The sequence below is a fragment of the Bacillus sp. AY2-1 genome (assembly GCF_008368965.1).
In the GTDB taxonomy this organism is placed as follows: Bacteria; Bacillota; Bacilli; order Bacillales; family Bacillaceae_G; genus Bacillus_A; species Bacillus_A thuringiensis_S.
Genome location: NZ_QPEL01000071.1, coordinates 21687 through 37096 on the forward strand (window position 1 = coordinate 21687; position 15410 = coordinate 37096).

The following is a 15410-nucleotide window of genomic DNA, read 5'->3' on the forward strand; positions in this document are numbered from 1 at the left end:
TACGGTTCTAGAAATGAACCGTACTACAATCCCATTATTTTTTACGACGACGAACGATAAATTTGTCAGACGCTTTGTTTTTCTTACGAGTCTTGAATCCAAGAGTTGGTTTACCCCATGGAGACATTGGAGACTTACGTCCGATTGGAGAACGACCTTCACCACCACCGTGTGGGTGATCAACCGGGTTCATTACAGAACCACGAACTGTTGGGCGTTTACCTAACCAGCGAGAGCGACCTGCTTTACCGATTTTGATAAGTTCATGTTGTTCGTTACCTACTTGACCGATTGAAGCGCGACAAGCAGATAATACAAGACGTACTTCACCAGAAGTTAAACGTACAAGTACGTATTTACCTTCTTTACCAAGTACTTGAGCAGATGTACCAGCAGAACGAACTAATTGTCCGCCACGACCAGGCTTAAGCTCGATGTTATGAACAACAGTACCTACTGGAATGTTGATTAATGGTAATGCGTTACCGATTTTGATGTCAGCTTCTGGGCCAGACATAACTTCCATACCTACTTCTAAAGATTTAGGAGCAAGAATGTAACGTTTTTCACCGTCAACGTAGTTAATTAATGCGATATTCGCAGAGCGGTTTGGATCGTATTCGATCGTAGCAACGCGTCCTGGAATTCCATCTTTGTTACGCTTAAAGTCGATGATACGGTATTGACGCTTATGTCCGCCACCTTGATGACGTACAGTAATTTTACCTTGGTTATTACGACCAGCCTTCTTGCTTAAAGGAGCAAGTAAAGACTTTTCGGGTCTGTCAGTCGTGATTTCAGCGAAATCATTCGTAGTCATATTACGACGACCGTTAGTAGTTGGATTATACTTTTTAATTCCCATCTCAATTTCCCTCCTTCTTTAGTAAGAATTAAACACCTTGGAAGATTTCGATTTCTTTGCTGTCAGCAGTTAGCTTAACGATTGCTTTACGACGACGGCTAGTAAAACCAGCGTGACGACCAACGCGTTTTGCTTTCGGCTTGTAGTTCATGATGTTCACTTTTTCTACTTTAACACCAAAGATCGCTTCAAGAGCATCTTTAACTTCTGTTTTATTAGATTTAACGTCCACATCGAACGTGTATTTTTTTTCAGCCATCATTTCCATAGAACGTTCAGTGATAACTGGGCGCTTAATGATATCACGAGGATCTCTCATTATGCAAGCACCTCCTCTACTTTTTCCACTGCCGCTTTTGTCATGATTAGCTTATCATGATGAAGCACGTCTAAAACGTTTACGCCATCAGCAGTGATTACTGTTACTCCAGGGATATTGCGAGCAGATAACTCTACAGATTCGTTTGCATCAGCAGTTACGATAAGAGCTTTCTTCTCAACAGTTAATCCTTTAAGTACTGCTAGCATGTCTTTTGTTTTTGGTGCATTTAATACTAGGTCTTCAAGAACTACAATGTTGTTCTCAACTACTTTAGTAGCTAATGCAGATTTAATTGCTAAACGACGAACCTTCTTAGGAAGTTTGTACGCATAGCTTCTTGGTGTAGGTCCGAATACCGTACCACCACCACGCCATTGAGGAGAACGGATAGACCCTTGACGAGCACGTCCAGTTCCTTTTTGACGCCATGGTTTACGACCACCACCGCGAACTTCAGAACGAGTTTTTACTTTGTGTGTACCTTGACGTAAAGATGCACGTTGCATCATTACAGCTTCGAAAAGTACAGCTTCATTTGGTTCGATACCGAAAATAGCTTCAGCTAATTCGATTTCACCAACCTGTGAACCAGTTTGGTTATATACAGTAACTTTTGGCATTGGAATTCCTCCTTCCTATTGTGAATTATTTGCTAACCTTCACAGCGCCTTGAACAACTACAAGAGATTTCTTAGCACCTGGAACGTTACCTTTTACTAGTAATAAGTTGCGCTCAGTGTCAACTTGAACGATTTCTAAGTTTTGGATAGTAACTTGGTCTCCACCCATACGTCCAGCAAGTTTTTTGCCTTTGAATACACGGTTCGGAGCAACTGGGCCCATTGAACCTGGACGACGGTGATAGCGAGAACCATGAGACATAGGTCCGCGAGATTGTCCGTGGCGTTTGATAACACCTTGGAAACCTTTACCTTTAGAAATTCCTGTTACGTCAACGATTTCACCTGCAGCGAAAACTTCAACTTTTACCTCTTGACCAACCTCTAATCCGTCCACGTCTGCATCGCGGATTTCGCGAATGAAGCGCTTAGGAGTTGTAGATGCTTTAGCAGTGTGGCCTTGTTCAGGTTTGTTAGTTAACTTTTCACGTTTATCTTCAAATCCTAACTGGATTGCATTGTAGCCATCAGTTTCAGTTGTTTTCTTTTGAAGAACAACGTTTGGATTAGCAGCGATAACTGTTACTGGGATTAACTCACCGTTCTCAGCAAATACTTGAGTCATACCGATCTTTCTTCCTAAGATTCCTTTGGTCATGAGTTACACCTCCTACATTTTTAAGTTATATAATTTATAGTTTAATTTCGATATCTACACCAGACGGTAAGTCTAAACGCATTAATGAATCTACTGTTTGTGGAGTAGGACTCACGATATCGATTAAACGTTTGTGTGTGCGCATTTCGAATTGCTCACGAGAATCTTTGTACTTATGAACAGCACGAAGAATTGTGTAAATAGTCTTCTCAGTTGGTAATGGGATCGGACCAGAAACTGTTGCCCCAGAACGCTTAGCTGTTTCTACAATTTTCTCAGCTGATTGATCAAGAATACGGTGATCATAAGCTTTTAAACGGATACGAATTTTTTCTTTTGCCATTATTTTCCCTCCTTCGTTCGCCTATTTCTAAAATAGACCTTCTCCATGGAAATTTCCCCACACCATGCCATGGCAAAGCGGCCGGGTGTGTCAGCAACCTTCCACTTCATCGCAGTCAAAGACCAACATTGTCTATTATACAATGTTATTAGTCTAGATGCAAGCATCTTTTTGTTTGCATCTGCTTTTCTCTACTTTTGCTATTATACATGGCACTTTAAAGAATTTCAAGTTTTCATCTACTAGAATTCATTTTACAGTTTTTGGGTTTCGTTTTAATGTTTTTATATACTATAGAAGAAACTCGTCAAAACATAAAGATATCATCCAATTCATTATATAAACACAAACAAAACCCCCCAAGGGAAATCCCTTGGGGGGTTTTATATCAGTTAAGATTACTCAACGATAGTAGCAACTACACCGTAACCTACTGTACGTCCACCTTCACGAATAGAGAATTTAGTTCCCTCTTCGATAGCGATTGGAGCGATAAGTTCGATAGTCATTTCGATGTTGTCACCAGGCATTACCATTTCAGTACCTTCTGGTAATTGGATGATACCAGTTACGTCAGTTGTACGGAAGTAGAACTGAGGACGGTAGTTAGCGAAGAATGGAGTGTGACGTCCACCTTCTTCTTTAGATAATACGAAAACTTCAGCTTTGAATTTAGCGTGTGCTTTTACAGAGCCAGTTTTAGCAAGAACTTGTCCACGTTGGATGTCTTCACGAGCAACCCCACGAAGAAGAGCACCGATGTTGTCTCCAGCTTGAGCTTGGTCAAGAAGTTTACGGAACATTTCTACACCAGTTACAGTTGTAGAAGCATTCTCTTCAGCAAGACCGATGATTTCTACTACGTCACCAACTTTAACGATTCCGCGCTCTACACGACCAGTTGCAACTGTACCACGACCTGTGATAGAGAATACATCCTCGATAGGCATTAAGAATGGTTTGTCAGTTTCACGTTCTGGAGTTGGGATGTAAGCATCAACTTCAGTCATTAATTCAATGATTTTTGCTTCCCAATCAGCTTCTCCTTGAAGAGCTTTAAGAGCAGAACCTTTGATTACAGGAATGTCGTCGCCTGGGAATCCGTATTCAGATAATAGGTCACGAACTTCCATTTCTACTAATTCTAATAATTCTTCGTCGTCAACCATGTCGCATTTGTTTAAGAATACAACGATGTAAGGAACACCTACTTGACGAGAAAGAAGGATGTGCTCACGTGTTTGAGGCATTGGGCCATCAGCAGCAGATACTACTAAGATACCGCCGTCCATTTGAGCAGCACCAGTGATCATGTTTTTAACATAGTCAGCGTGACCTGGGCAGTCAACGTGTGCATAGTGACGAGTTTCAGTTTCGTACTCAACGTGTGCAGTTGAGATTGTGATTCCGCGCTCTCTTTCTTCTGGAGCAGCGTCGATTTGATCGTATCCGCGTGCTTCAGCACCACCAGCTTTTGCAAGAACTGTAGTGATCGCAGCAGTTAATGTAGTTTTACCATGGTCAACGTGGCCGATTGTACCGATGTTAACATGGGGTTTAGAACGTTCGAATTTAGCTTTAGCCATTCTAAATTCCTCCTTAGTTTATATAGGTTATTTTATATTTAGACTAGAAAGCGAAACTTACGTCCCACTTTCTAAGCTTACATAAGTAGTTATACTCGAACAATTGATAAAAATCAATTATTCGCCTTTATTTTTTTTAATAATTTCTTCTGAAACAGACTTCGGTACTTCTTCATAATGATCAAATGTCATTGAGAATGTTCCGCGTCCTTGAGTGTTAGAACGTAATGCTGTCGCATAACCGAACATTTCAGAAAGCGGAACCATAGCGCGAACAACTTGTGCGTTACCGCGAGCTTCCATACCTTCTACACGTCCACGACGAGATGTTACGTCACCCATGATGTCTCCCATGTATTCTTCAGGGATTACAACTTCAACTTTCATCATTGGCTCAAGAATTACTGGGTTACATTTAGAAACCGCAGCTTTAAGTGCCATAGATGCAGCGATTTTGAACGCCATCTCAGATGAATCGACATCATGGTAAGAACCGTCAACTAATGCTGCTTTAATGTCAACTAGTGGGTAACCAGCTAGTACACCATTTTTAAGTGAGTCTTCAAGACCCGCTCCAACAGCTGGGATGTATTCACGTGGAACTACACCGCCGACGATTTTGTTTTCGAATTCAAATCCTTTACCTTCTTCGTTAGGTGCAAACTCAATCCAAACGTGACCGAATTGTCCACGTCCACCAGATTGACGAGCAAACTTACCTTCAACTTTCGCAGCAGCGCGGAAAGTTTCACGGTATGCTACCTGAGGAGCACCAACGTTTGCTTCGACTTTGAATTCACGGCGCATACGGTCAACGATGATATCAAGGTGAAGTTCACCCATACCAGCGATGATAGTTTGGCCAGTTTCTTGGTCAGTGTGAGCACGGAATGTTGGATCTTCTTCAGAAAGCTTAGATAATGCTGTACCCATTTTATCTTGGTCAGCTTTAGATTTTGGTTCGATAGCTACAGAGATAACTGGCTCTGGGAATTCCATAGACTCAAGGATAACAAGACTCTTCTCGTCACAAAGAGTATCACCAGTAGTAGTATCTTTTAAACCTACAGCAGCAGCGATATCACCAGCGTAAACTGTTGAAATCTCTTCACGGCTGTTAGCGTGCATTTGTAGGATACGTCCTACACGCTCACGCTTACCTTTAGTTGAGTTTTTCACGTATGATCCAGAGTTTAACACACCAGAGTACACACGGAAGAACGTTAACTTACCAACATAAGGGTCAGTCATGATTTTGAATGCTAGAGCTGCGAATGGTTCTTCATCGCTAGACTTACGTTCTACTTCTTCATCTGTATCCGGAAGAGTACCTTTAATAGCAGGTACATCTAATGGAGATGGTAGGTAGTCGATAACTGCGTCTAACAGGATTTGAACACCTTTGTTTTTGAATGCAGAACCACAGATTACTGGGAAGAATTCTACAGAAGTTGTAGCCTTACGGATACCAGCTTTAAGCTCTTCTACAGTGATTTCTTCACCTTCTAGGTACTTCATCATCATTTCTTCATCAAGCTCAGCTACCGCTTCAATAAGCTTTCCACGGTATTCTTCAGCTAGTTCTTTGTGCTCTTCAGGAATTTCGACACGCTCGATGTCTGTTCCTAAATCGTTACCGTACATGTAAGCACACTCTTCAACAAGATCAATGATACCATTGAACTCATCTTCAGCACCGATTGGTAACTGAATTGGATGTGCGTTTGCTTGTAAACGATCGTGGATTGTTCCTACAGAGTATAAGAAATCTGCACCGATCTTATCCATTTTGTTAACGAATACGATACGAGGTACACCGTAAGTAGTAGCCTGACGCCAAACAGTTTCTGTTTGTGGTTCTACACCAGATTGTGCATCAAGTACTGCTACCGCACCATCAAGTACGCGTAAAGAACGTTCTACTTCTACTGTGAAGTCTACGTGTCCTGGAGTATCAATGATGTTTACACGGTGACCTTTCCATTGAGCTGTAGTTGCAGCAGAAGTAATTGTGATACCACGCTCTTGCTCTTGCTCCATCCAGTCCATCTGAGATGCACCTTCATGAGTTTCACCGATTTTATGAATACGTCCTGTGTAATACAGAATACGCTCAGTTGCTGTTGTTTTACCAGCATCGATGTGAGCCATGATACCAATATTACGAGTGTTTTCTAAAGAGAACTCTCTTGTCATTTGGTGTCTTGCTCCTTCCATATATGGATTGGATTTTTTATTTTAAGTAGCAAAAAAGCCACTTTATATTGTTACATATGCCAGTGTCCAGTACCCTCATTATGTAAAACGAGCGCCCAACGAAAGGGAGAGGCATTCTCCCTCTCCACACTTCCATAAGCGACAAATAAAGCGGTTTATGCTTACATTTATTTTACGTTGAATCCTACCAACGGTAATGAGCAAATGCTTTGTTAGCTTCTGCCATTTTATGAGTGTCTTCACGTTTCTTAACAGATGCACCAGCGTTGTTAGCTGCATCTAAGATTTCGTAAGCTAGACGCTCTTCCATAGTTTTTTCACCACGAAGACGAGCATAGTTTACTAACCAGCGAAGACCTAAAGTTGTACGGCGTTCTGGACGAACCTCAACTGGAACTTGGTAGTTAGCACCACCAACACGACGAGCGCGTACTTCAAGAACAGGCATGATGTTCTTAAGAGCTTGCTCGAATACTTCCATTGGTTCTTTATCTGAACGTTCACGAACGATATCGAAAGCGTTATAAAGAATTGTTTGAGATTTACCTTTTTTACCGTCAACCATCATTTTGTTGATAAGGCGTGTTACTAGCTTAGAATTGTACATTGGATCTGGTAACACGTCACGTTTCGCAACAGGTCCTTTACGAGGCATATTGAGTTCCTCCTTTCATTATAAGTTTATTATTTTTTAGCAGGTTTTGGTCGCTTAGTACCATATTTAGAACGTCCTTGCATACGTTTGTCAACACCAGCTGTATCAAGCGCTCCACGAACGATGTGGTAACGTACCCCTGGTAAATCCTTTACTCGACCACCGCGAATTAATACTACGCTATGCTCTTGTAAGTTATGACCGATACCTGGGATGTAAGCTGTAACTTCAATCCCGTTTGTTAAACGTACACGAGCGTATTTACGTAACGCTGAGTTAGGTTTCTTTGGAGTCATTGTACCAACACGAGTACATACACCACGTTTTTGAGGTGCAGAGATATCAGTTGATTTTTTCTTTAAAGAGTTAAAACCTTTGTTTAACGCAGGTGATTTAGATTTCCATACTTTATCAGTACGACCATTTCTCACTAATTGGTTAATAGTAGGCATTTGATTATCCTCCCTTCGCATGTTTGTATGACCACATATCCAGGTGGTTCATTATTAGTTGAAAACAAAGTTTTTGCAAGGAAGAGCAAATGCTCTCTCCTCACAAAAACAGTTTTAACTTATTATTCCTATTGCTGAAGCTCCCACTTGAATCCCCGAAACTTTTCCAAGCTTACGAACTGATTCAACTTTTGTTATGGGTATGTTATGTTGCAAAGCAGTGCGAATGATAACATGGGTTAACCGCACATCAGCATCTTCTGCAATAACAACTTCTTTAACTATACCATTTTTGATTGCTTCCAATGTTCGTTTATGACCAACGACTACATTTTCAGCATTTGACACTTTTTGATAAGACATATAAATATCCTCCAAAGCATCGTTCAGGAGCAACCTTGATTATAGTAACATTTTGACTCATACAATGTCAACTAGGATTAGCTGTTTTTATACAAAATTTACGACGGAAAATTTTACTGTTCCACATAAACTTCATCGTTTTCTACATTCATGTTATCTTGTGTTGTTTTTACAAGATCCACTTTACGATAACGATTCATACCTGTTCCAGCAGGAACAAGCTTACCGATAATAACATTCTCTTTCAATCCTAGAAGCTCATCGCGTTTACCTTTAATTGCTGCATCCGTTAAAACACGAGTTGTTTCTTGGAACGAAGCTGCAGATAAGAACGAATCTGTTTCAAGTGAAGCTTTTGTAATACCAAGTAGAACAGGTCTAGCTGTCGCTGGTTGTTTACCTTTCAGTAACACCTTCGCATTCGCATCAGTAAACTGATGGATATCTAGTAATGTTCCTGGTAATACATCTGTTTCACCTGCATCACTTACACGAACTTTACGTAGCATTTGGCGTACCATTACTTCTACGTGTTTGTCACCAATTTCTACCCCTTGCATACGGTATACTTTTTGAACTTCACGTAATAAGTATTCTTGCACTGCTGTAATGTCCGTTACTTTTAGTAATTCTTTCGGATCAATAGAACCTTCTGTTAACTCTTTACCGTGGCTAATTGGCTGTCCTGGAGTTACTTTCAGACGAGCACCGTAAGGAATAGCATACGTACGAGCTTCAACTTCACCCTGTACAACTACTTCTTGGCGATCTTTAACATCGTTGATCGCTGCGATAACACCGTCGATTTCACTGATAACTGCCTGACCTTTCGGATTACGAGCTTCGAAGATCTCTTGGATACGAGGTAAACCTTGAGTGATATCATCTCCGGCAACCCCACCTGTATGGAATGTACGCATCGTTAACTGTGTACCTGGCTCACCGATAGATTGAGCTGCGATAATACCTACCGCTTCTCCTACTTCTACGTCTGTACCAGTTGCTAAGTTACGACCGTAACACTTCTTACATACACCGTGGCGAGTGTTACACGTGAACGCTGAACGAATGTTTACAGTTTCAACACCCGAATTTTCAACGATATGAGCGATATCTTCAGTAATTAATTGGTTTTCACTAACTAATACTTCACCTGTTTCAGGATGTTTTACAGTTTTTCTTGCAAAACGTCCAACAAGACGATCATATAATGACTCAATTACTTCATTACCCTCTTTAATCGCACCAATTAATAGACCACGATCTGTTCCACAATCATCTTCACGGACAATTACATCTTGTGCAACGTCTACAAGACGACGCGTTAAGTAACCAGAATCGGCAGTTTTAAGTGCTGTATCGGCAAGACCTTTACGCGCACCATGCGTAGAGATGAAGTACTCAAGTACTGTTAAACCTTCACGGAAACTTGATTTAATTGGAAGTTCGATAATACGACCAGATGGATTGGCCATCAGACCACGCATACCAGCAAGCTGAGTAAAGTTCGATGCGTTACCACGGGCACCGGAATCACTCATCATGAAGATTGGGTTGCGTTTATTCAAGGATTTCATCAGTTTTCCTTGGATAACATCTTTTGCATTACTCCAAATAGAGATAACGCGATCGTAACGTTCTTCTTCCGTGATTAAACCGCGACGGAATTGTTTAATTACATTATCTACTTTTGCTTGTGCTTCATGGAGAATTTCATCTTTTTCACCTAATACAAGAATGTCAGATACCCCAACTGTAATACCAGCCTTTGTAGAGTACTTAAATCCTAAGTTTTTCATACGGTCAAGCATGCGAGATGTTTCCGTAATTTGGAAACGTTTGAATACTTCCGCAATGATGTTACCAAGGATCTTCTTGCTAAATGGTGCCACTTCTTCGCGACTAGCAATAATTTCTTTAATGTTCGCACCTTTTTCAACGAAATATTCCGCTGGTGTTTCTTTTTCAAGGTTTGAGTTTGTCGGTTCATTAATATAAGGGAACGACTCTGGTAAGATTTCGTTAAATATTAATTTACCAACTGTTGTTAATAGAAGCTTACCCTTTTGCTCTTCAGTAAACGTTACGTTATTTACTGAACTTGCAGCAACTGCAACACGTGTGTGCAGATGTACATATCCATTTTGGTATGCAAGTATTGCTTCGTTTGCATCTTTGAAGACCATACCTTCACCGATTGCGCCTTCACGCTCAAGTGTTAAGTAGTAGTTACCTAATACCATATCCTGAGATGGAGTAACAACTGGTTTTCCGTCTTTTGGATTCAAGATGTTTTGTGCCGCTAACATAAGAATACGAGCTTCTGCTTGTGCCTCTGATGATAACGGAACGTGAACCGCCATTTGGTCACCGTCAAAGTCCGCGTTGTATGCAGTACATACAAGTGGATGAAGACGAATTGCGCGACCTTCTACTAATGTAGGTTCAAACGCCTGGATACCAAGACGGTGAAGTGTTGGTGCGCGGTTTAGAAGTACTGGATGCTCTTTAATCACAGATTCTAAAACGTCCCAAACTTCAGGGTGTACACGCTCAATTTTACGTTTCGCACTCTTAATATTGTGTGCTAAGCCTTTTCCAACTAACTCTTTCATAACGAAAGGTTTGAACAGTTCAAGCGCCATTTCTTTCGGTAATCCACACTGGTACATCTTTAAGTTCGGTCCTACAACGATTACAGAACGGCCAGAGTAGTCAACACGTTTACCTAATAAGTTTTGACGGAAACGTCCTTGTTTACCTTTAAGCATGTGAGATAGTGATTTTAATGGGCGGTTACCTGGTCCAGTAACCGGACGGCCACGACGGCCATTATCGATTAATGCGTCTACAGCTTCTTGTAACATACGTTTTTCGTTTTGAACGATGATGCTTGGAGCACCTAGGTCCAATAGACGTTTTAAACGGTTGTTACGGTTAATTACACGACGATATAAGTCGTTTAAGTCAGAAGTAGCAAAACGTCCACCATCTAACTGTACCATTGGGCGTAGTTCTGGTGGGATTACTGGTAGAACATCTAAGATCATCCAAGATGGTTCATTTCCAGAGTTGCGGAATGCTTCTAATACTTCTAGACGTTTAATAGCACGAGTACGGCGTTGTCCTTGTGCTGTTTTTAATTCTTCTTTTAAGAAGTCTACTTCTTTATCTAAATCGATGTCTTGTAGTAGCTTTTTAATCGCTTCTGCACCCATAGCAGCTTGGAATGTGCTACCATATCGATCACGATATGCACGGTATTCTTTTTCAGAAAGTAATTGCTTCTTATCAAGTGGTGTATCTCCACTTTCTGTTACAACATAAGAAGCGAAATAAATTACTTCTTCAAGCGCGCGAGGGGACATGTCTAAGACAAGTCCCATGCGGCTCGGGATACCTTTGAAATACCAAATATGAGATACAGGAGCAGCTAATTCAATATGACCCATACGTTCACGACGTACTTTTGCACGCGTTACTTCAACGCCACATCGATCACAAACTACACCTTTATAACGTACACGTTTGTATTTTCCGCAATGACATTCCCAGTCCTTTTGTGGTCCGAAAATACGCTCACAGAACAAGCCATCTTTTTCAGGCTTTAACGTACGATAGTTAATAGTTTCTGGTTTCTTAACTTCACCGTATGACCAAGAACGAATCTTGTCAGGTGAAGCAAGTCCAATCTTCATATATTCAAAGTTATTTACATCTATCAAGGGGCCTACCTCCCTTTTAGTCTACAGGTTATCCCAATTATTCCTTAGTTGTCTCAACTTCAACATTCAATTTATCTGCTGATTGATGATCATCATCATCTTCTGTATCACGCATTTCAATTTCTGTATCGTCGCTAGACATCATTTTAACGTCCATACCTAAACTTTGCAGCTCTTTAATCAATACTTTGAATGATTCAGGAACGCCTGGTTCTGGAACATTTTCGCCTTTAACAATTGCTTCATAAGTCTTAACACGTCCAACAACATCATCAGACTTCACTGTTAAGATTTCTTGAAGAGTATAAGCAGCACCGTAAGCTTCAAGTGCCCAAACCTCCATCTCACCGAAACGCTGTCCACCGAACTGAGCTTTACCTCCAAGAGGTTGCTGCGTTACAAGTGAGTATGGTCCAGTAGAACGAGCATGAAGTTTATCGTCAACCATGTGCGCAAGTTTGATCATATACATGACACCAACAGATACGCGGTTATCGAATGGTTCACCAGTACGTCCGTCATACAGGATTGTTTTCGCGTCATTTGCCATACCAGCTTCTTCAATTGTGCCCCAAACATCTTCCTCACGAGCACCATCGAATACTGGTGTTGCAATGTGAATGCCCAGGTATCTTGCTGCCATACCAAGATGAAGCTCTAATACCTGACCGATATTCATACGAGATGGTACCCCTAATGGGTTTAACATAATATCGATTGGCGTACCGTCTGGTAAGTAAGGCATATCTTCTTCTGGTAAAATACGAGAAATAACACCTTTGTTACCGTGACGTCCGGCCATCTTGTCACCTTCAGAAATTTTACGTTTTTGAACGATATATGCACGTACAAGTTGATTCACACCTGGTGGCAATTCATCGCCATCTTCACGGTTGAATACTTTTACGTCTAAGATAATACCGCCACCACCGTGTGGTACACGTAGTGATGTATCACGTACTTCACGCGCTTTTTCTCCAAAGATAGCATGTAATAGACGTTCTTCAGCTGTTAATTCTGTTACACCTTTAGGTGTTACTTTACCAACAAGTAAATCTCCATCTTTTACTTCAGCACCAACGCGAATGATACCGCGCTCGTCAAGGTTACGTAATGCGTCTTCCCCAACGTTTGGAATGTCACGTGTAATTTCTTCTGGTCCAAGCTTCGTATCACGAGCTTCTGATTCATATTCTTCAATATGAATAGAAGTGTACACATCATCTTTTACAAGGCGCTCACTCATGATAATCGCATCCTCGTAGTTATAACCGTCCCAAGTCATGAAGCCAACAAGTACGTTACGTCCAAGTGCTAGTTCACCTAATTCCATAGAAGGACCATCCGCAAGGATTTCACCTTTTACAACTTCATTTCCAACACTTACGATTGGACGTTGGTTGTAACAAGTTCCTTGGTTAGAACGAATGAATTTTTGCATTTTGTAGCGATCTAAGTCGCCTTTTACTGTTTGACCGTCAACTTCTACATAGCGACGTACCCAAACTTCACGTGCTTCTACGCGCTCAACAACACCAGGATGTTTACAGATTACTGCAGCACCCGAGTCTTTTGCTGATACGTACTCCATACCTGTACCTACAATCGGAGATTCCGGATTCATTAACGGAACCGCCTGACGTTGCATGTTCGCTCCCATAAGTGCGCGGTTAGAGTCATCGTTTTCTAAGAACGGAATACAAGCTGTCGCTGCCGACACTACTTGTTTTGGAGATACATCCATGTAGTCGATGCGTTCTCTATTTGTGACAATATTTTCGCCACGGAAACGAGCTACGATATCTTCACTTAGGAATTCACCTTCATCAGATAATTTCATATTCGCTTGGGCTACAACATAGTTATCTTCTTCATCTGCTGTTAAATAATCAACATGCCCTGTTACAAGACCAGTTTCTGGGTCAACACGACGGTATGGTGTTTCAATGAAACCAAACTCATTTACTTTCGCGAACGAAGATAATGAGTTAATCAAACCAATGTTTGGTCCCTCTGGTGTTTCAATCGGACACATACGACCATAGTGGGAGTAATGAACGTCACGTACTTCAAAGCCTGCGCGCTCACGCGTTAAACCACCAGGTCCTAATGCAGATAGTCTTCGTTTGTGAGTTAACTCTGCTAATGGATTTGTTTGGTCCATGAACTGAGATAACTGAGAACTTCCGAAGAACTCTTTAATAGATGCAATAACAGGACGAATATTAATTAGTGCCTGTGGTGTAATTGCATTTGTATCTTGGATCGACATTCTCTCACGAACAACACGTTCCATACGAGAAAGGCCGATACGGAATTGGTTTTGTAATAGTTCTCCAACAGAACGCAGACGACGGTTTCCTAAATGGTCAATATCATCTGTATCTCCTACTTTGTATAGTAGGTTGAAGAAGTAACTGATAGAAGCAAGGATATCACCTGGTGTGATGTGTTTCACATCACGAGTAATGTTTGCATTACCAATTACATTAATTACGCGTTCGCCTTCCGACTCAGGAGCATAAATCTTAATAGATTGCAGCTCAACATCGCCTTCTACCACTCCACCCATTGGTTTCGCTGTTTTGAATCCAATGTTTTTCTCTAAGTAAGGTAAAATGCGATCAAGTGTACGACGATCTAAGATTGTTCCTTCTGCCGCTAAAATTTCACCAGTTTCTGGATCCACTAATGTTTCAGCTAAACGTTGATTAAACAATCTGTTTTTAATGTGTAACTTCTTGTTGATCTTATAGCGACCTACATTTGCTAAATCGTAGCGCTTTGGATCGAAGAAACGAGACACAAGTAAGCTCTTAGCATTTTCTACTGTTGGTGGTTCACCAGGACGTAGACGCTCATAAATTTCAAGCAATGCTTTTTCTGTGCTATCTGTGTTGTCTTTTTCTAATGTGTTGCTTAAGTATTCGTTATCACCTAAAAGCTCGGTGATTTCTTGATCAGAGCCAAACCCTAATGCGCGTAACAAAACAGTTACAGGAAGTTTACGCGTACGGTCAATACGCACATATACAACATCCTTAGCATCTGTCTCATACTCTAACCAAGCTCCGCGGTTTGGAATTACAGTAGCAGTAAAACCACGTTTTCCGTTTTTATCCACTTTGCCACTATAGTATACGCTTGGAGAGCGAACTAACTGGGAAACGATAACACGTTCTGCACCGTTAATTACGAATGTTCCAGTCTCTGTCATGAGTGGGAAATCTCCCATGAACACATCTTGTTCTTTTACTTCACCAGTTTCCTTGTTGATTAGACGCACTTTTACACGAAGTGGTGCTGCATACGTCACATCACGCTCTTTGCATTCGTCTACAGAGTATTTAGGTTCACCTAAGCTGTAGTCGATAAATTCAAGCGATAGATTTCCCGTAAAGTCTTCAATCGGAGAAATGTCTTGGAACATTTCTCGCAAACCCTCATCAAGAAACCACTGATAAGAAGAGGTTTGAATTTCGATAAGATTTGGTAACTCTAATACTTCACTAATACGGGCATAACTTCTTCGTTGGCGGTGGCGTCCGTATTGAACTAGTTGACCTGTCAACTGCTTCACCCCTCAAATCATGAGTATTATAAA

General features: G+C 41.1%; 12 protein-coding genes. All 12 read right to left on the bottom strand.

Going from position 1 to position 15410, the window contains the following annotated elements:
* Nucleotides 1–34 precede the first annotated feature (34 nt).
* Nucleotides 35–865, bottom strand: coding sequence for a 50S ribosomal protein L2 (rplB, locus tag DN403_RS17900; RefSeq protein WP_000511583.1), 831 nt, complete (start codon nt 863–865; stop codon nt 35–37).
* A 28-nt stretch (nt 866–893) separates the two neighbouring features.
* Nucleotides 894–1184 carry a 50S ribosomal protein L23 gene (gene rplW, locus DN403_RS17905; RefSeq protein WP_001205558.1) on the bottom strand — a complete coding sequence of 97 codons (291 nt, stop codon included), beginning with the start codon at nt 1182–1184 and terminating at the stop codon, nt 894–896.
* Nucleotides 1184–1807 carry a 50S ribosomal protein L4 gene (gene rplD / locus DN403_RS17910; protein ID WP_001127258.1) on the bottom strand — a complete coding sequence of 208 codons (624 nt, stop codon included), beginning with the start codon at nt 1805–1807 and terminating at the stop codon, nt 1184–1186. Before rplD ends, rplW begins: the two co-directional genes overlap by 1 nt.
* Before the next feature lie 25 nt (nt 1808–1832).
* On the bottom strand, nt 1833–2465 hold the full coding sequence (gene rplC, locus DN403_RS17915) for a 50S ribosomal protein L3 (RefSeq protein ID WP_000160209.1): 633 nt from the start codon (nt 2463–2465) through the stop codon (nt 1833–1835).
* 34 nt (nt 2466–2499) lie between these two features.
* Nucleotides 2500–2808 carry a 30S ribosomal protein S10 gene (gene rpsJ / locus DN403_RS17920; RefSeq protein WP_001040595.1) on the bottom strand — a complete coding sequence of 103 codons (309 nt, stop codon included), beginning with the start codon at nt 2806–2808 and terminating at the stop codon, nt 2500–2502.
* A gap of 398 nt (nt 2809–3206) precedes the next feature.
* Nucleotides 3207–4394, bottom strand: a complete 1188-nt coding sequence (gene tuf, locus DN403_RS17930; protein WP_001029617.1) for an elongation factor Tu — start codon at nt 4392–4394, stop codon at nt 3207–3209.
* Nucleotides 4395–4511: 117 nt separating this feature from the next.
* Nucleotides 4512–6590 (bottom strand): elongation factor G, encoded by a 2079-nt coding sequence (fusA, locus tag DN403_RS17935; protein ID WP_000196384.1) that lies wholly within the window; start codon nt 6588–6590, stop codon nt 4512–4514.
* Between the two features lie 205 nt (nt 6591–6795).
* Nucleotides 6796–7266, bottom strand: coding sequence for a 30S ribosomal protein S7 (gene rpsG / locus DN403_RS17940; RefSeq protein WP_001137492.1), 471 nt, complete (start codon nt 7264–7266; stop codon nt 6796–6798).
* Nucleotides 7267–7295: 29 nt separating this feature from the next.
* Nucleotides 7296–7718 carry a 30S ribosomal protein S12 gene (gene rpsL, locus DN403_RS17945; RefSeq protein ID WP_001142341.1) on the bottom strand — a complete coding sequence of 141 codons (423 nt, stop codon included), beginning with the start codon at nt 7716–7718 and terminating at the stop codon, nt 7296–7298.
* Nucleotides 7719–7832: 114 nt separating this feature from the next.
* Complete coding sequence (locus tag DN403_RS17950) at nt 7833–8081, bottom strand: 50S ribosomal protein L7ae-like protein (protein ID WP_000121833.1); 249 nt, start codon at nt 8079–8081, stop codon at nt 7833–7835.
* 113 nt (nt 8082–8194) lie between these two features.
* Complete coding sequence (gene rpoC, locus DN403_RS17955) at nt 8195–11806, bottom strand: DNA-directed RNA polymerase subunit beta' (RefSeq protein ID WP_000567944.1); 3612 nt, start codon at nt 11804–11806, stop codon at nt 8195–8197.
* 37 nt (nt 11807–11843) lie between these two features.
* Nucleotides 11844–15377: a DNA-directed RNA polymerase subunit beta gene (rpoB, locus tag DN403_RS17960; protein ID WP_000147553.1), complete on the bottom strand. Its 3534-nt coding sequence runs from the start codon at nt 15375–15377 to the stop codon at nt 11844–11846.
* Nucleotides 15378–15410: the final 33 nt, after the last annotated feature.

What these genes read in the sequence shown, in the direction of transcription:
- rplB (WP_000511583.1), bottom strand. Translation starts at nt 865, where the DNA reads ATGGGAATTAAAAAGTATAATCCAACTACTAACGGTCGTCGTAATATG.
- rplW (WP_001205558.1), bottom strand. Translation starts at nt 1,184, where the DNA reads ATGAGAGATCCTCGTGATATCATTAAGCGCCCAGTTATCACTGAACGT.
- rplD (WP_001127258.1), bottom strand. Translation starts at nt 1,807, where the DNA reads ATGCCAAAAGTTACTGTATATAACCAAACTGGTTCACAGGTTGGTGAA.
- rplC (WP_000160209.1), bottom strand. Translation starts at nt 2,465, where the DNA reads ATGACCAAAGGAATCTTAGGAAGAAAGATCGGTATGACTCAAGTATTT.
- rpsJ (WP_001040595.1), bottom strand. Translation starts at nt 2,808, where the DNA reads ATGGCAAAAGAAAAAATTCGTATCCGTTTAAAAGCTTATGATCACCGT.
- tuf (WP_001029617.1), bottom strand. Translation starts at nt 4,394, where the DNA reads ATGGCTAAAGCTAAATTCGAACGTTCTAAACCCCATGTTAACATCGGT.
- fusA (WP_000196384.1), bottom strand. Translation starts at nt 6,590, where the DNA reads ATGACAAGAGAGTTCTCTTTAGAAAACACTCGTAATATTGGTATCATG.
- rpsG (WP_001137492.1), bottom strand. Translation starts at nt 7,266, where the DNA reads ATGCCTCGTAAAGGACCTGTTGCGAAACGTGACGTGTTACCAGATCCA.
- rpsL (WP_001142341.1), bottom strand. Translation starts at nt 7,718, where the DNA reads ATGCCTACTATTAACCAATTAGTGAGAAATGGTCGTACTGATAAAGTA.
- DN403_RS17950 (WP_000121833.1), bottom strand. Translation starts at nt 8,081, where the DNA reads ATGTCTTATCAAAAAGTGTCAAATGCTGAAAATGTAGTCGTTGGTCAT.